General features: G+C 74.1%; 17 protein-coding genes. 11 read left to right on the top strand and 6 right to left on the bottom strand.

All coding sequences use genetic code 11. The features are described 5' to 3' along the window. The first annotated feature begins 2 nt into the window (after positions 1–2). Positions 3–788, top strand: coding sequence for a DNA polymerase beta superfamily protein (locus ACIO92_RS29655; RefSeq protein WP_402283442.1), 786 nt, complete (start codon positions 3–5; stop codon positions 786–788). Between the two features lie 27 nt (positions 789–815). Here ACIO92_RS29655 and ACIO92_RS29650 read toward each other — a convergent pair whose 3' ends face one another. The 3 genes from ACIO92_RS29650 to ACIO92_RS29640 all read right to left on the bottom strand — a co-directional run bounded on the left by ACIO92_RS29650 (position 816) and on the right by ACIO92_RS29640 (position 2,460). Beyond that, on the bottom strand, positions 816–1,493 hold the full coding sequence (locus ACIO92_RS29650) for a DNA polymerase beta superfamily protein (protein WP_402059544.1): 678 nt from the start codon (positions 1,491–1,493) through the stop codon (positions 816–818). Between the two features lie 10 nt (positions 1,494–1,503). Beyond that, positions 1,504–1,950 (bottom strand): Rieske (2Fe-2S) protein, encoded by a 447-nt coding sequence (locus ACIO92_RS29645; RefSeq protein WP_402059542.1) that lies wholly within the window; start codon positions 1,948–1,950, stop codon positions 1,504–1,506. Between the two features lie 174 nt (positions 1,951–2,124). After that, positions 2,125–2,460, bottom strand: coding sequence for a DUF952 domain-containing protein (locus tag ACIO92_RS29640; protein WP_401241087.1), 336 nt, complete (start codon positions 2,458–2,460; stop codon positions 2,125–2,127). A gap of 397 nt (positions 2,461–2,857) precedes the next feature. Between ACIO92_RS29640 and ACIO92_RS29635 the strand changes: the two genes are divergently transcribed. The 5 genes from ACIO92_RS29635 (at position 2,858) to der (ending at position 7,434) form a co-directional block, all read left to right on the top strand. Then, the gene (locus ACIO92_RS29635) at positions 2,858–3,316 is read left to right on the top strand and encodes a hypothetical protein (protein WP_402283439.1); all 459 of its coding nucleotides are present in this window, start codon (positions 2,858–2,860) and stop codon (positions 3,314–3,316) included. Then, the gene (locus ACIO92_RS29630) at positions 3,313–4,401 is read left to right on the top strand and encodes a prephenate dehydrogenase (RefSeq protein ID WP_366444056.1); all 1,089 of its coding nucleotides are present in this window, start codon (positions 3,313–3,315) and stop codon (positions 4,399–4,401) included. The genes ACIO92_RS29635 and ACIO92_RS29630 overlap by 4 nt, the downstream gene beginning before the upstream one ends. Positions 4,402–4,590: 189 nt before the next feature. Then, positions 4,591–5,274, top strand: a complete 684-nt coding sequence (gene cmk, locus ACIO92_RS29625) for a (d)CMP kinase (protein ID WP_401241090.1) — start codon at positions 4,591–4,593, stop codon at positions 5,272–5,274. A 53-nt stretch (positions 5,275–5,327) separates the two neighbouring features. Next, a complete protein-coding gene (locus tag ACIO92_RS29620) occupies positions 5,328–5,915 on the top strand; it encodes a lysophospholipid acyltransferase family protein (protein ID WP_366444161.1) in 588 nt (195 codons plus the stop codon). A 70-nt stretch (positions 5,916–5,985) separates the two neighbouring features. Next, positions 5,986–7,434, top strand: a complete 1,449-nt coding sequence (gene der, locus ACIO92_RS29615) for a ribosome biogenesis GTPase Der (protein WP_351788969.1) — start codon at positions 5,986–5,988, stop codon at positions 7,432–7,434. Positions 7,435–7,512: 78 nt separating this feature from the next. Here the strand turns inward: der and ACIO92_RS29610 are convergent, their stop codons facing one another. Beyond that, positions 7,513–7,782, bottom strand: a complete 270-nt coding sequence (locus tag ACIO92_RS29610; RefSeq protein WP_401240931.1) for a hypothetical protein — start codon at positions 7,780–7,782, stop codon at positions 7,513–7,515. Positions 7,783–8,069: 287 nt separating this feature from the next. Further along, complete coding sequence (locus tag ACIO92_RS29605) at positions 8,070–8,852, bottom strand: hypothetical protein (RefSeq protein ID WP_366444058.1); 783 nt, start codon at positions 8,850–8,852, stop codon at positions 8,070–8,072. A gap of 215 nt (positions 8,853–9,067) precedes the next feature. On the opposite strand from ACIO92_RS29605, the gene ACIO92_RS29600 reads away from it, so the two are divergent. The 4 genes from ACIO92_RS29600 to ACIO92_RS29585 all read left to right on the top strand — a co-directional run bounded on the left by ACIO92_RS29600 (position 9,068) and on the right by ACIO92_RS29585 (position 12,847). Beyond that, positions 9,068–9,655 carry a transglycosylase family protein gene (locus ACIO92_RS29600; RefSeq protein ID WP_366444059.1) on the top strand — a complete coding sequence of 196 codons (588 nt, stop codon included), beginning with the start codon at positions 9,068–9,070 and terminating at the stop codon, positions 9,653–9,655. 132 nt (positions 9,656–9,787) lie between these two features. After that, positions 9,788–11,062, top strand: a complete 1,275-nt coding sequence (locus ACIO92_RS29595; protein ID WP_366444060.1) for a glycosyltransferase family 4 protein — start codon at positions 9,788–9,790, stop codon at positions 11,060–11,062. A gap of 270 nt (positions 11,063–11,332) precedes the next feature. Further along, entirely contained in the window at positions 11,333–12,340 is a 1,008-nt protein-coding gene (locus ACIO92_RS29590; RefSeq protein WP_366444061.1) for a YafY family protein, read from the top strand. A 291-nt stretch (positions 12,341–12,631) separates the two neighbouring features. Further along, entirely contained in the window at positions 12,632–12,847 is a 216-nt protein-coding gene (locus ACIO92_RS29585) for an I78 family peptidase inhibitor (protein ID WP_366444062.1), read from the top strand. 66 nt (positions 12,848–12,913) lie between these two features. On the opposite strand, the gene ACIO92_RS29580 is transcribed toward ACIO92_RS29585, so the two are convergent. Next, the gene (locus ACIO92_RS29580) at positions 12,914–13,786 is read right to left on the bottom strand and encodes a phosphatase PAP2 family protein (RefSeq protein ID WP_366444063.1); all 873 of its coding nucleotides are present in this window, start codon (positions 13,784–13,786) and stop codon (positions 12,914–12,916) included. A 405-nt stretch (positions 13,787–14,191) separates the two neighbouring features. On the opposite strand from ACIO92_RS29580, the gene ACIO92_RS29575 reads away from it, so the two are divergent. Further along, on the top strand, positions 14,192–15,970 hold the full coding sequence (locus ACIO92_RS29575; RefSeq protein ID WP_401240937.1) for an MFS transporter: 1,779 nt from the start codon (positions 14,192–14,194) through the stop codon (positions 15,968–15,970). The last annotated feature ends 26 nt before the right edge of the window (positions 15,971–15,996 follow it).

Here is a 15,996-nt window from a genome sequence, read left to right as displayed (position 1 = left end):
CCATGACGCTCACCCTGGACACCGCGGGCATCGCGGGCACGGCCCTCGACACCGACCTCGCCGCCGTCGTGGCCGAACAGCCCGATCCGCTGCTCTTCGTGACGGTCTCCGGCGCCCATCTGTACGGCTTCCCGTCCCACGACTCCGACGTGGACCTGCGGGGCGTCCACCTGCTCCCGGTGGACGCCCTCATCGGGCTCCGCGAACCCGAGGAGACCCGGGGCCTCATGGGGGACAGGGACGGCGTCGAGATGGACCTGGTCACCCACGACCTGCGGAAGTTCGTCCGGCTGATGCTCCGCCGCAACGGCTACGTCCTGGAACAGCTCACCTCCCCGCTCGTCGCGCACACCACGGACGTCCACGCGGAACTGGTCTCCCTGGTGCCCCGGGTGCTCACCCGTCACCACGCCCACCACTACCGGGGATTCGCCGGGACGCAGTGGCGGCTGTTCGAGAGCGGCGGCGAACTCAAGCCGCTGCTCCACACCTACCGGGCGTTGCTCACCGGCATCCACCTCATGCGCGCGGGGGAGGTGCAGGCCCATCTGCCGACCCTCGTCGAGGAGGTCCCCGAGGCGCCCGCCCGGCTGCCCGGCCTCGTCGCCGCGAAGGCGGCGGCGGAACACGGGCCCGCCGGAGTGGACGTCGAGGAGGTCAGGGCCGAGACGGAGGCCCTGCACGCCGTCCTCGACGCGGCCCGGGACGCGTCCGCGCTGAAAGAGGCACCGGACGCCCACGACCTGCTGCACGACCTCGTCGTACGGGCCCGGCTCGCGGCCTCCTGAGGCGCGCCCGGAGCGGCTCCCGGTCCCTCAGACCGTGGCGCGGCGGGCGCGGACCAGGAAGTCCTCGACCCTCGCGCGGTCCGGGGCGGCCGGGAGCGGGGTGGTGTCCCGGGCGCGGTCGGCCTCCTCGACGAGCCGGTTCATCCGGGCCTCCACCTCGGGCCAGGGCACCTCGCCGCGCTTGACCGCGAGCAGTGCCTCGCGGTCCTCGCCGACGTCGATCCGCAGCTCGCCGGTGCGCAGCAGGTCCCGGCAGCTCGCCAGGAGCCGCAGCAGGTGCATGGCGTGCTTCCAGCGCGGACGGCCGTACTGGCGCACGTCCGCCTCCAGCTTGCGGCGCTGGCCCTGCGCGTACCGGACGAAGGTGGTGTGGGCCTGCCGGGAGAGGAAGGAGCCGCGCAGCGAGAGCAGCTCGCGGCCCAGGGCGTCGGAGTGTTCGACGACGGGGGAGTGGAGGCACTCCAGGACGTTCGGGTTGTTGCGCAGGGCCAGCTCGCAGAACCGTTCCAGCTCCCAGCTGAACTGCTCCTCGGCGGGCCCCTCCACATGCGCCGGGGGCTTGTCGAAGCGCCAGAACAGCGGCGCCGGGGCGAGGTAGACGCCCCGGCGGTCCGTGTCGCTGTCCTCGGTCGCGAGACCGAACGCGCGGGAGCCCATGACGCAGGAGTAGATCGTGTGGTCGCGCACCAGTTCGTCCGGGGTCATGCGGCTCAGGCTACGCGAGCGTGATCTCCTCCCCGGAGACGGTGATCCGCTCCGCCGGGAGCGGCCGGGGCGCCGGTCCTCCCGCCACCGAACCGTCCGCGATCCGGTACCGGGAACCGTGACAGGGGCAGTCGATCGTGCCGTCCGCGACCTTGTCCACGAGACAGCCCTGATGGGTGCAGACCGCGGAGAACGCCTTGAACTCCCCAGCCTTCGGCTGGGTGACGACCACCTTCCGGTCGGCGAAGACCGTGCCGCCGCCGACCGGGATCTCGGAGGTCCTGGCCAGGGCGGCGCCCCCGGGAGCCTCCGACGCGCCGCCCGTCGAGGCCGGGGCGCTGGCCTCCGGGGTCCCGGCGTCCGTACCGCCCCCGCCCCCGCCGCTCGTGCCGCAGCCCGTCGTCAGCGCGGCGGCGGTGAACAGGACGGTACGGCGGCCGGTGGCGTGTGAAGTCATACGGCCAGCTTGGCGCCGGACCGGCGGCGGACCGGGCGACACGCCCCGGGGCGCGCCCGGAAGGCCCCGCCCGGTCCCGTGCCCGGCCAGGGGCGGCCCCTTCCCTGACCCCTTCCCTGGCCTTGGCCCTTGCCCGGCCCTCGCCTGGCCCTTGCCCGGCCCGGAGGGGACGGCCTACGTCCGGGGGACCAGCTCCCGCGCGCGGCCGTCCGCGTCCCGCCGCACCTCCAGGACCGAGGTGACCGCCGTCCGCTCCACCGGCCCGTACACATGGGGGAACAGCGTCCCGCCCGATCCCTCCCGGCGGACCTCGGCGGTCAGCAGCTCCTCGTCGATCACCAGGACGAGCAGCGGCCCCGGCACCTCCCGGTAGTGGGCGTCCACGACCGCGAGGGCCGCCGGTCCGTCCGCCGAGCAGTGGACGAAGCCCTCGGCGGTGAGGGACGCGGGGGAGTACGGGCCCTCGGGGGCGGCCGACCAGTCGGCCAGGGGTACGACGTGCAGGAGCATGTCGACAGTTCTACCGCGCGGCCGAGCCGCCGGGCGCACCGCCGTCCGATGGCGGAGCACACCGGTTCGGACGACACCGGCCAGGCCCGCGCCCGGCCCGTCGGCGGCGAGGACCGGCCCGTCGGCGGCGCCCGGACCGCCGAGGCGCTGCCCGGTGACCATCTTGCGCCAGGTCCGCCCGGGACCCCGGGACCGGCCCTCAGGAGGCCCCGGGACCGTCGACGGGATCCGCCCCCACCGGCCCGCTGCCCGAGAGCTCTCCGGAGGACGCCGTCCGGCGGCAGCGGCGCCACAGGGCCGCCCGTCCGCCGTGTCTCGCGGGACGGGCACCGCGCGACCCCGGACCGGGCCCTGACTAGGCTGAACGGAGCACTGACGCAGACGAGGGAGTCACGACGTGGCGGTACGAGCGGTCCGAGGAGCCGTCCGGCGGGACCTGGGCGGTGCCGGACACCCTTGTGAGCAGGGCGGGGAGCCGCTCGCGGGCCTCCCCGTACGCGGCGCGCCCGTCACCGGCGGCCCCCTCGGCCCCCTGCCCACCGCCGTTCCCGGGCGCCCAGGGGGCCGTCCGGCCGCCGTACGCACCACAGGCGCGGGTCCGGCCGCCGCGCGCGCCGCGGGCGCACGGACCGCCGCCGCACGGACCATAGGCGTACGGACCATAGGCGTACGGACCATAGGCGTACGGACCACCGGCGCAGCCCCTCCGGTCCCCGCCCGAGCCCCCCGCGCCGAACGCCTGACGCCCCCGGCCGCCCGCCCCCTCGCCCGCGTCGGGGCCGACCTCCCGAAGCCCCGGACCGCGCCCGCCCGCCCCGGCGCCGCGACCGCCCTGCGCAAGGACATCACCCCGTGAGAACAGCGCTCGTCATCGGCACCGGACTGATCGGCACCTCCGCCGCCCTCGCCCTCGCGGGCCGGGGCGTCACCGTCCACCTCCGCGACCACGACCCGTCCCGTGCCCGCACGGCCGCCGCCCTCGGCGCGGGCACCGAGGCGCCCCCCGAGGGCCCGGTGGACCTCGTCGTCGTCGCCGTGCCCCCCGCGCACGTCGCCACCAGCCTCGCCGAGGCCATGACCGCCGGGCTCGCCCGCGGCTACCTCGACGTCGCCAGCGTCAAGGGCGGCCCCCAGCGGGAGCTCGCGGCCCGGGGCCTCGACCTCACCTCGTACATCGGCACCCACCCCATGGCGGGCAAGGAGCGCTCCGGGCCCCTCGCGGGCACCGCCGACCTCTTCGAGGGCCGCCCCTGGGTCCTCACCCCCACCCGGGACACCGACACCGAGGTCCTCAACCTCGCCCTGGAACTCGTCGCCCTCTGCCGGGCCGTCCCCGTCGTCATGGACGCCGACGCCCACGACCGGGCGGTCGCCCTCGTCTCGCACACCCCTCAGCTGGTCTCCTCGATGGTCGCCGCGCGCCTGGAGGAGGCCGAGGAGTCGGCCGTACGGCTCTGCGGACAGGGCATCCGGGACGTCACCCGGATCGCCGCCTCCGACCCGCGCATGTGGATCGACGTCCTCTCCGCCAACCCGGGCCCGGTCGCCGACGTCCTCTCCGGCGTCGCCGCCGACCTCGACGAGACCGTCCGCGCCCTGCGCTCCCTCCAGTCCGACGACGAGGACCGGCGCAGGGAAGGCGCCTCGGGCGTCGAGGACGTCCTGCGCCGGGGCAACGCCGGACGCGCCCGCGTCCCCGGCAAGCACGGCGCAGCCCCCACCCTCTACGAGACCGTCGTCGTCCTCATCAGCGACCAGCCGGGCGAGCTGGCCCGGATCTTCGCCGACGCGGGGCGCGCCGGGGTCAACGTCGAGGACGTCCGCATCGAGCACGCGACCGGGCAGCAGGCGGGTCTCGTCCAGCTCATGGTGGAGCCCTCGGAGGCCCCGGTCCTCGGCAAGGCGCTCCAGGAGCGCGGCTGGGCCCTGCGGACGGGCTGAGAGCACGGTCCGGCGGGGCCCGGCCACCGGCCCCGCCGCCGGGACGGCGGGCGCCGTCGGCGGGCCCCGGCCCGGCCGGACACGGCCTGGGCCGAACGGGTGCGTGGGACTCGGTAACCTTGTGGAGGCTCCCGCGACTCCGCCGGGCCCCGCCGCTCACCCCAGGAAGGTGTTCCCACCGTGGAATCCGTGATCGTCGCCATCGACGGGCCCTCCGGCACGGGCAAGTCCAGCACCTCGAAGGCGGTCGCCGCCGAACTGGGGCTGAGCTACCTCGACACCGGCGCCCAGTACCGGGCGATCACCTGGTGGATGATCAGCAACGGGGTGGACGTCCACGACGCCGACGCCGTGGCCAACGCCGCCGCCAAGCCCGTCATCGTCTCCGGTACGGACCCGGCGCGGCCCACCATCACCGTGGACGGCGCCGACGCCGCCGGTCCCATCCGGACCGAGGAGGTCACCTCCAAGGTCAGCGCCGTGAGCGCCGTCCCCGAGGTGCGGACCCTCATCACCGAGCTCCAGCGCTCCATCGCGAAGAGCGCCGCGCACGGCATCGTCGTCGAGGGCCGGGACATCGGCACCACCGTCCTGCCCGACGCCGACCTGAAGATCTTCCTCACCGCCTCGCCCGAGGCCCGTGCAGCCCGCCGCTCCGGCGAGCTGAAGGGCGCCGACGTCAGCGCCACCAGGGAAGCCCTGGCCAAGCGGGACGCGGCCGACTCCAGCCGGAAGACCTCCCCGCTCGCCAAGGCCGACGACGCCGTCGAGGTGGACACCACCGAGCTCACCCTCGACCAGGTCGTCGAGTGCGTCGTCACCCTGGTGGACGAGCGGCGCGCGGGTGCGCGGAAGCGGGCGGCCGCCCAGTGACCCCGCCCTCGGAGAAGGGCGCCGTCGTCGGCCGTCGCATCGGCATCGGGCTGATGTACGGCTTCTGGAGACCGCGCGTCCTCGGCGCCTGGCGGGTACCGGCCTCCGGCCCCGTCATCCTCGCCGTCAACCACGCGCACAACATCGACGGCCCCATGCTCATGGGCACCTCCCCCCGGCCCGTGCACTTCCTCATCAAGAAGGAGGCGTTCGTCGGCCCGCTCGGCGGCTTCCTGGAGGGCATCGGGCAGGTCAAGGTGGACCGTGAAAGCACCGACCGCACCGCGATAGCGGGCGCCCTGGGCGTCCTGGAGCAGGGCGGCGTCCTCGGGATCTTCCCCGAGGGCACCCGGGGCGAGGGCGACTTCGCCTCGCTCCGCGCGGGCCTGGCGTACTTCGCCGTCCGCGGCGGGGCGCCGATCGTCCCGGTCGCGGTGCTCGGCAGCACCGACCGCAGAGGACGGCTGGTCAAGGCCCTGCCTCCGCTGCGCGGCCGCGTCGACGTCGTCTTCGGCGACGCCTTCGAGGCGGGCGACGGCTCCGGCCGCCGCACCCGCAAGGCGCTGGACGAGGCCACCGTACGCATCCAGGGGAAGCTCACCGGCCACCTGGAAAACGCCAGGCGCCTCACCGGGCGCTGAGCGAGACTCTCAGTAGTGGGCCCCGCGGCCCGGGGACCCACCGACCACGAATGATCAAGGAACGGACTTCATGAACGACCAGCACGACCACGGGGCACTTGGCGACGCCGAGTACGCGGAGTTCATGGAGCTCGCCTCCGAAGAGGGCTTCGACATCGACGAGGTCGAGGGCGCGATCGAGGAGGCCGGTCACGGCCCGCTCCCCGTCCTCGCCGTCGTCGGCCGGCCGAACGTCGGCAAGTCGACCCTGGTGAACCGCATCATCGGCCGCCGTGAGGCCGTCGTCGAGGACAAGCCGGGCGTCACCCGCGACCGCGTCACCTACGAGGCCGAATGGGCCGGCCGCCGCTTCAAGATCGTCGACACCGGCGGCTGGGAGCAGGACGTCCTCGGCATCGACGCCTCCGTCGCCGCCCAGGCGGAGTACGCCATCGAGGCCGCCGACGCCTGTCTCTTCGTCGTGGACGCCACCGTCGGCGCCACCGACACCGACGAGGCCGTCGTCAGGCTGCTGCGCCGCGCCGGGAAGCCGGTCGTCCTCGCCGCCAACAAGGTCGACGGACAGTCCGGCGAGGCCGACGCCACCATGCTGTGGTCCCTGGGCCTCGGCGAGCCGTTCCCCGTCTCCTCGCTGCACGGCCGCGGCACCGGCGACCTCCTCGACGAGGTCCTCAAGAAGCTGCCCGAGGCCCCCGAGCAGCGCTTCGGCGACGCGGTCGGCGGCCCCCGCCGCATCGCCCTGATCGGCCGCCCCAACGTCGGCAAGTCCTCGCTCCTCAACAAGGTGGCGAACGAGGACCGGGTCGTCGTCAACGAGCTGGCGGGCACCACCCGCGACCCGGTCGACGAGCTGATCGAGCTCGGCGGCGTGACGTGGAAGTTCGTCGACACCGCGGGCATCCGCAAGAAGGTCCACCTCCAGGAGGGCGCGGACTACTACGCCTCCCTGCGCACGGCCGCCGCCATCGAGAAGGCGGAGGTGGCCGTCATCCTCATCGACACCACCGACAACATCTCGGTGCAGGACCAGCGCATCATCACGACGGCGGTCGAGTCGGGCCGTGCCATCGTCATCGCCTACAACAAGTGGGACGAGCTGGACGAGGAGCGCCGCTACTACCTCGAGCGCGAGATCGAGACCGAGATGCAGCAGGTCTCCTGGGCTCCCCGGGTCAACGTCTCCGCCAAGACCGGCCGTCACATGGAGAAGCTGGTCCCGGCCATCGAGACCGCGCTGGCGGGCTGGGAGACCCGCGTCCCCACCGGCCGGCTCAACGCCTTCCTCGGTGAGATCGTCGCGGCCCACCCGCACCCGGTCCGCGGCGGCAAGCAGCCCCGCATCCTCTTCGGTACGCAGGCGGGCACCAAGCCGCCCCGCTTCGTGCTCTTCGCCTCCGGCTTCCTGGAGGCGGGCTACCGCCGCTTCATCGAGCGCCGTCTCCGCGAGGAGTTCGGTTTCGAGGGCACCCCGATCCACATCTCGGTGCGGGTGCGCGAGAAGCGCAGCCGCAAGAAGTAGACGGCGGGGAACCGGACACGGCCGAGGGCCGGGGCGTACGACACGCCCCGGCCCTCGGCCGTCGTCCCCCCGGTGCCCTCAGTAACCCCGGCGGGGCCCCGGTGGCAGCGCCGCCTGTGCGGGAGGCTGCGCGGACCACGCCGGAGGGTGCGCCGCGTACCGGTGGTACGGCTGCCCGGTCCCGTACAGGCCCGTGCTCACCTGCGTCCCGAAGGCCCGGAATCTCAGCTCCTCCTCGTTGCTGTGATCACCCGGCAGGGTGCGGAACGATCTGCGGTACTCCGAGTACAGGGCGTCGTAGATCGGGGTGGGAGAGCCGCCCGGGGCGTCGTCCCGCGCGGGGCGCATCGCGGGGATCGGATTCGGGTACGGGGGGCGGAACGGGTCGTATGAGTGCACGTAGGTGCCAACGACCCCGCCGCCCGTCGGATGCGGGCGGCTCTCCGAAAGGGGCGCACGCCGAGGGCGCGGAACGGTCGGGGTCCCGCCCCCCACCGGTCCTCCCCGTCGTCCGGCCGACGCACCGCCCGCGCCTTCGCCCGCCGGTCCTGAGGGTCCCGCCGGTCCCGAGGGTCCGGGATCGAGCGGTGGCCCGGAACCCCCTGCCCGCCCTATGCCGGGGCGGCCGTCCTCCATCAGGTACCGGCCAGCGGCATCGCGGCGGCGACCAGCCGCCCGTTCGCCGCCGCCTTCTCCAGCGCGTCACGCAGCAGGTCCTCGCGCGGCTGCTGGCCGATCGAACCGACCGGGGCGGCGAAGACGAGCACCGTGTGCGACTTGTTGGCCGCCGCGCGCCAGCCCTCGGTGACCTGGAGGGGCTGGTGCGCCTGCCACCAGGCGGCCTGCCCCGAGCCGCCGGGACCGGGCTGGAGCACGGAGTGCAACTGGCCCATGGCGACCAGGACCGACCAGCCGGGCAGCACCCCGGGCTTCTCGTTCAGGTCCATGACGGGATGGAAGCCCTGCTGGGCCAGGAGCGGCAGGAACTCGTCGGTCAGACCGTCCGCACCCGGACGGGCGACCGGCGCGGTCGGCTCCACGACCAGCGCCGGGTGCAGCTCGCCATCGATCAGGACGAGACCGCTGGTCACCCCGAGCACCGCCTGCTCGGGGTGGGCGGCGGACAGCGCGTCGGCGGTGTCCGCCGCCGTGATGGAGGCCACGGCGCCCTGGAGCTGCTCCTCGGCGACCCGGACGACCTGCGACGGGATGCAGCTGGCGTGGGCGAACGCGAGGACCGCGGTCTCGTCGCCGACGAACAGCACCGTGCTGGTGCGCTCCTGGTCGGAGTCGCCCGGCGTGCGGCAGGAGGTGCAGTCGTAACTGCCCGGGGTGTTGTCACCGGCGAGCAGCCGGTCCGCTTCTTCGTCGCCGATCTCGGCGCGTACGTCCTCGCTGACGTCGAGCATGCGCGGCACGGGGGACTCCCTGGACTAGACACGGGGGACGCCGGGCCGATCCCGGGCGTCCCATGCCGAGTTCAACGGGTCAGGCTCGGCGGGGGTCACGCGTGGAAGCCGGGGAACTTGCCCGGGGCGCGTGCGCCGGGGCGGGTGACTCCGACCGGGTGGGGCGCGCGCGGTGTTCCGCGCGCCACGGACCGGGGCCGTCCAAGGCTGCCTAGCCTGCCTCGATGTCGAAGATCCGATGGTGTGCAGCCGGTTCCCTCGTGGTGTCGTCCGTGGCCGCGCTGCTGGCCCTGGCCCCGGCTCCGGCCCGCGCCGGGGGCCCGGCCGGGGAGGCGCCCGGCGCGCCGCGGCACGTCTCCGACGGGCTTCGCGGGCCCGCCCCCTCCTACCCCTGCGCCGCCGACCAGTGGCCCTGGGGGTGCGTCGCCGAGTGCGAGTCCGGCGGCGACTGGCACGCCGACACCGGCAACGGCTTCTACGGCGGACTCCAGTTCTGGCAGCCGACGTGGGTCGAGCACGGCGGCCTGACGTACGCCCGGCGCGCCGACCTGGCGACCCGCCCGCAGCAGATCACCGTCGCGGAGGAGGTGCTCCGTACCCAGGGCTGGGGCGCGTGGTCCGTCTGCTCGAAGAGGTACGGCCTGAGCGGGCGGGTCCACACCGTGCGGAGCGGCGACACCCTCAGCTCGATCGCCCGCCGCTTCGGCGTCGAGGGCGGCTGGCAGGCCCTCTACGCGGCGAACCGGGAGCTGATCGGCGCCGATCCGGACCGGCTCGTCGTCGGAGCCATGCTGCGGATCGCGCCCCTCTGACGGCGCCGGGCCGTTTCCGGCCCCCGCTCAGGGCCGTACGGAGGAGCTCCGGCCACCGCCCCGGGCGGCCGTCCGCCACTGGCAAGTACAGTCGGGCGACCGATCAACTGACCGGGGGGAACCGGCAGCGCGATGCGAATCTCCTTTCTGCTCCACAACGGCTACCACTACGGCGGCACCATCCGGACGACCTTCACCCTCGCCGAGGAACTGGCGGGGCGTCACGAGGTAGAGATCGTCTCGGTGTTCCGCCACCGGGACCGGCCGCTCCTCGGGCTCCCCTCGGGGGTGACCCTGCGTCACCTCGTCGACGTCCGCAAGGACAGCCCGGGGTACGACGGCGAGCACCCCGACTTCCACCGTCCCGCCGAGGTCTTCCCGCGCGGCGACGGACGCTGGAAGCAGTACAGCGCCCTCACCGACGCCCGGATCGGCGAGCACCTGCGCGGGGTCGAGGCCGACGTCCTCGTCGCCACCCGCCCCGGGCTGAACGTCCACCTCACCCGGCAGGCCCGGCGGGGTCCTGTCCTCGTCGGCCAGGAACACCTGATCCTCGACGGGCACAGCCACCGGCTGCGCCGGGACATCCGCCACGAGTACCGGCTCCTCGACGCCGTCACGACCGTCACCGAGGCGGACGCCCGCGCGTACCGGCGGCTCGGGCTGCCCGGCGTACGGATCGAGTCCGTGCCCAACAGCGTGCCCGCGCCCTCGGCGGGGCCCGCCGACCCGGCGTCGAGGACCGTCGTCGCCGCCGGACGGCTGACCCGCGTCAAGCGGTACGACCTGCTGATCGACGCCTTCGCCGAGGTGGCCGCCGACCATCCCGACTGGAAGCTGCGGATCTACGGTTCCGGGGACGCCGTGCAGGACCTCAAAGGGCCGCTGACCCGGCAGATCGAGAGCCGGGGCCTCGGCGGGCAGGTCTTTCTCATGGGCTCGGTGACCCCGCTCGAACCGGAGCTGGCCAAGGGCTCGATCGCCGCGGTGACCTCGCAGCGCGAGTCCTTCGGCATGACCATCGTCGAGGCGATGCGCTGCGGACTGCCGGTGGTCTCCACCGACTGCCCGCACGGGCCGCGCGAGATCGTCGAGGACGGGGTGGACGGCTTCCTGGTGCCGGTGGACGACACGGCCGCCTTCGCGCGGGCGCTGCGCGGGCTCGTCGAGGACGGGGAACTGCGCGCCAGGACCGCGCGCGCGGCGCTCGCCGCGTCCGAGCGGTTCGACCCGGCCAGGATCGCCGCCCGGCACGAGGCCCTGTGGACGGAACTGGTCGAGCGGGGCGCGAGAGCCCGCACCCACGGGCCGGGGCGGGCGGCGGCCCACCGGCTGACCGGCCGGGCCGTGGACGCCGTCTACACCCTGAAGGCGAAGACCGGCCGCCAGGTCCGCCGCTTCCGCTGACCGGGGAGGGGTCCCGGCCGGGGTGTGCCGGGACCACCGGCCGACTCGGAGCCGGGGACGTCCCGCCCGTACGCCGGGTCCGTGTGCGCCGGGGACCGGTCCCGACCGGGGCCGTTCCCGTCCGGGGCCGTTCCCGTCCGGGGGCGACCACCGGGAACCTGGGCGGTGCCCGCCCGGTGGGACCTCGGTGCCCGGCCGCCTGCCGTCCCGGGGCAGCCCCGTGCTCCTCGCGGACCGGATCTGTCCGCGAGGGCTGGGAGACTCGGTGCCATGTTGGAGACCTCGGCACGCCTCTTGCGTCTGCTCTCGCTGCTCCAGGCCCACCGGGAGTGGTCCGGGGCCGCGCTGTCCGAACGGCTCGGGGTCACGCCCCGGACCGTCCGGCGGGACGTCGACCGGCTGCGCGCCCTCGGATACCCGGTCAACGCCAGTCCCGGCACCGGTGGCGGCTACCAGCTCGGCGCCGGGGCCGAACTGCCGCCGCTGCTCCTCGACGACGAAGAGGCCGTGGCGGTGGCGGTGGGCCTGCGCGCCGCCGCGGGGCAGGGCGTCGAGGGCATCGGCGAGAGCTCCGTACGGGCCCTGGCCAAGCTGGAGCAGGTCCTGCCGGGGCGGCTGCGGCGCCGGGTGAGCGCCCTCAACACCTTCACCGTGCCCATGCTGCGCACCCCGCGCGAGCGGATCGACCCGGCGGTGCTCACCGAACTCGCCCACGGCTGCCGGGACGCGGAGCGGCTGCGCTTCGAGTACCGCGACCACGGCGGGACGGTCACCCGCCGGACCGTCGAGCCGCACCGCCTGGTGTGCAGCGAACGCCGCTGGTACCTGGTGGCCTGGGACGTGGACCGGGAGGGCTGGCGGACCTTCCGGGCCGACCGGATCGTGCCCACCCCGCCGCACGGTCCCCGTTTCCCGCCGCGCGAGCCGCCCGCCGAGGACCTGGCCGCCTATGTGGCGAAGGGCGTGTCCACCGCCGTGTACCCGACCACGGCGACCGTACGGCTGCACGTGCCGCTCGCGGTGGCCGCCGAGGCGGTCGGCGCGGCCGACGGTGTCCTCACGGCGGAGGGCGGGAACAGCTGTCTGCTGCGGACCGGTGCCCACAGCCTGGACGTGATGGTGATCCACGTGTCGATGATCGGCTTCGACTTCGAGGTGATCGATCCGCCGGAACTGGCCGACCGGGTACGGGCGCTCAGGGATCTGCTGTCCCGCGCCCTCGACCGGTCCGGCGGCGCCTTCGGCCGGTCCGGAGACGGGCCCGCCGGGGACGGGTGAGCCGCCTTCGTCCGCGCGCGGTGAACTCCCGTTCCTCGTAAGCATTCTGTAAGGGAAGCGTGAGCGCCTCGCGGGGGAAGCCGTCGGGCAATTCGGTGAGGGCCCCGCGGAAACGGAGAATTACACGTGTTCGGGCCCGCTTTCCGTGATCTTCGCGCGTACCGGCGGACCGTGCGCGGAATTGCCGGAGAAGCGGCTGGAAACCGCCCTTCCCGGTGACCGGCGGTGAACCAAACATATGTCGAGAACTTGTGACACAAGCGTGACCGCCGAAGGACTAACGTGTGGGTCATGGCACCCACACCGCGCACTCCCCGTCCGTCCGGCGACGCCCCCGAGTCCTATGTGGGCCTCGACGCCGACCGAGCCGAGCGGCTCGCCAGGTCCCGGGGGTGGACCACGGTCAGGTCCCTGCCCCCCGGCTCGATCATCACCATGGAGTACCTCAAGGGGCGCCTCAACTTCGAGGTCGAGGGCGGCGCCGTCACCCGCTGCTGGGCGGGCTGACCGGCGGGCACGGAGAAGGGCCCCGGCCGATGACGGCCGGGGCCCTTCCGCGTACGAGGGGCGGGATCAGCCCCGGGTCGCCGAGGTGCGGCGCCCGCCGGCCACTCCCACCGGCTCCTCCGCACCCTGCGGACGCGGCGGGAAGAACCCGGGACGCGGTCCGCCGGAGGCCACCGGCAGCGAGGGGACGAGACGGCGGCGGTCCCGCAGCCGCTCCCCGATCCGGTCGCGCGCGGCCAGGATCCACGACTCCGCCACCGCGATGACCGGCTCGCACCAGGGCAGTGCGAGGAGGACGAGCAGCCCGGCGGCCCAGCCGAGCAGGACGTCGCTCAGCCAGTGGGTGCCCAGGTAGACGGTGGTCAGGCCGACGCCGAGCGCGACCACGGCGGAGAGCGCCGACAGATAGCGCCTGGCCCGGGGGGTGGTGGCCAGATAGGCGAGGATGCCCCAGGTCACGACCGCGTTGGCGGTGTGACCCGAGGGGAATATGTCGCCGCCGGCGAAGAGTTCGGCCGAGCCGATCTGCGTCGCGTAGTGGGGGCCGAGGCGGCCGAGTCCGAGTTTGACCGCGCCCACAGAGACGTTGAGCAGCAGCAGGGCGGCGCCGAGGCAGAGCAGCGGGCGCAGTCTGTGCTGGCGCCAGGAGCGCCAGCCGAGCCAGGCGGCCACCATGACGGCCGTGGGGCCGCGCTGGCCGAGGACGACGAAGTAGTCGAGGAAGCCGTGCAGCTCGGGCCACTGCTGGTAGGGCCGGAAGAGCATGATCTTCCAGTCCAGGGTCACCAGCCAGGTCGACAGCAGGACGGCGACGACGATGGCGAGATAGAACGCCGACGTCCCGCCGAAGAGGGCGAGACGCGTGCGGGTCATCCCCGGGACCTCTATCTTCGGCGGTTCCGGCTCCCGGTCCAGCCGGGCAAAGATGTCGGTACGCACCCAATCGACGTTACAGGGAGTGAGAAGCAGACCCGGTCGATCCGCTCCCTTCGTGATGTTGATGTGATGTGGAACGGGTCTCATCGGGCGGCCTATTCCTGGCGTCCGTCAGGAAATCGGATGACCTTCCGCCCTAATGCCGGAGGGGTGAATCCGGAAGGGTGTTTGAATGTACGGAATTCTCTTCAAACGCATGTCCGTACGGAATTCCATGCGAAGCGCGGGCGGGTCCGAGTGGTGCACGCCACACCACGAGCCCCGCCGGGGTGAGAGCTGCACCACGCGCCCGAGGCTTGAACTCGCGTACGCTGACGGCTCGCTCGCCCGTCGATGCCGGGCCGCCCCCGGGTCATACGCCCTGGTCAGGACCCGCCGAGTGCGAGAGTTTCACTGGGAGGTACGTACATGTCGCGGACGCACACGGCCCCAGCACGACCCCGTGCCGCCGACGGCGGTGCCAACCGCTGGGTCGTCCTCGTCGTCCTCTGCGTCAGCCTCCTCCTGGTCGCCCTCGACGCGACCATCCTCCATGTCGCCGTCCCCTCGCTCACCGAGGACCTGCGCCCCAGCTCCACCGCGCTGCTCTGGATCGTCGACGCCTACCCCCTGATCTGCGCCTCCCTCCTCATCCTCTTCGGCACCCTCGGGGACCGGGTCGGACGGCGCAGGGTCCTCCTGCTCGGCTACGGGCTGTTCGGCATCGCCTCGGCGGTCGCCGCGCTCGCGACCACCCCCGAGGTGCTGATCGCGGCCCGCGCGCTGCTCGGTGTCGGCGGCGCCATGATCATGCCCGCCACGCTCTCGATCCTCCGCGCGGTCTTCCCCGACCGCAGGGAACGTGCCACCGCCATCGGCGTCTGGACCGCCGTCGCCGCCATAGGCGCCGCCGCCGGGCCCGTCCTCGGCGGCTTCCTCGTCGAGCACTACTGGTGGGGCTCCGTCTTCCTCATCAACATCCCGCTGATGGCCCTCATCCTGCCGCTCGGCCGCCGCCTCCTGCCCGAGTCCCGGGGCTCCGCCGACGGCCCCTGGGACGTCCTCGGCGCCCTCATGGCCGCCGCGGGCGTCCTCGGCTGCGTCCTCGGAGTGAAGCGCGCGGGCGCGGGCGACCCCGTCCTGGCCCTGCCGACCGCCGGTCCACTGCTGATCGGCGCCGCCCTCCTGATCCTCTTCGCCCGGCGGCAGAAGCGGCGCCCGCACCCGCTCATCGACATGCGGCTCTTCTCCCGGTCGGCCTTCACCACCTCGGTCGGCTGCATCGTGCTCGCCATGCTGGCCCTGGTCGGCCTGGAACTCATCGCCGTCCAGTACCTCCAGCTGGTCCTCGGCCTCAGCCCCCTGGAGACCGGGCTGCGGCTGCTCCCGCTGACCTTCGCCGCCATGGCCGCCGGTGCCACCGGCTCGTACACCCTGCGCAGGATCGGGCCCCGGCGGATGGTCGGCTGGGGCTTCGTCCTGACCGCCGTCGCCGTGCTGCTGCTCACCCTGATGGGACAGCACGACCGGCCGCTGCTGCTCACCACCGGCTTCGTGCTGCTCGGCTTCGGCCTGCAGACCACGCTCTTCTCGGCGTACGAGTCGATGCTCAGCGAGGCGCCGCAGCGGAGCGCGGGCGGGGCCGCGGCGATCGGCGAGACCTCGTACCAGCTCGGCGCGGGCATGGGCATCGCGCTGCTCGGCAGTGTGATGAACGCGGCCTACGCCCCCGGGCTTGCCTCGGTCCCCGGGGTCCCGGCGGAGGCGAGCAGGGCGGCCGCGAACTCGCTCGGCGAGGCCTACCAGGTCGCCGGGCAGCTCGGCGGCACGGCGGGCGGGGCCCTGCACCAGGCGGCCCGGCACGCCTTCGTGGACGGGCTGCACGTCACGCTCTTCGTGAGCGCGGGACTGCTGCTCCTGGGCGCGCTGATGGCCCTGCGGCTGCCCCTGGCGATGGAGTGTCCGGCCGAGACCGAACCCGAGCCCGCCGGGGCGGAACCGGAGTCGGCGTGGGCGCCGGACTCCGGGACGGACGCGGCGGCCGGAGCCGACGCGAAGGGCGGGAAGACCGTGCCGGGCGGGAAGGCCGTGACCGGTGGGACGGCGGTGACGGCTGCGACGGGCGTGGTGGACGGTGTCGCCGGGCCGCGGGTGCCCGCGACCCGGGAAGCGATCGAGCCCGCCGGCTCGGGGCGTCCGGGACACTGACCCCGAAGGGGTGTCCGGCCGGTCCG

The sequence above is a fragment of the Streptomyces sp. NPDC087215 genome (assembly GCF_044744885.1).
In the GTDB taxonomy this organism is placed as follows: Bacteria; Actinomycetota; Actinomycetes; order Streptomycetales; family Streptomycetaceae; genus Streptomyces.
Note: the sequence above shows the minus strand (reverse complement) of the source record. Positions and strands in the feature narration are given on the sequence as shown.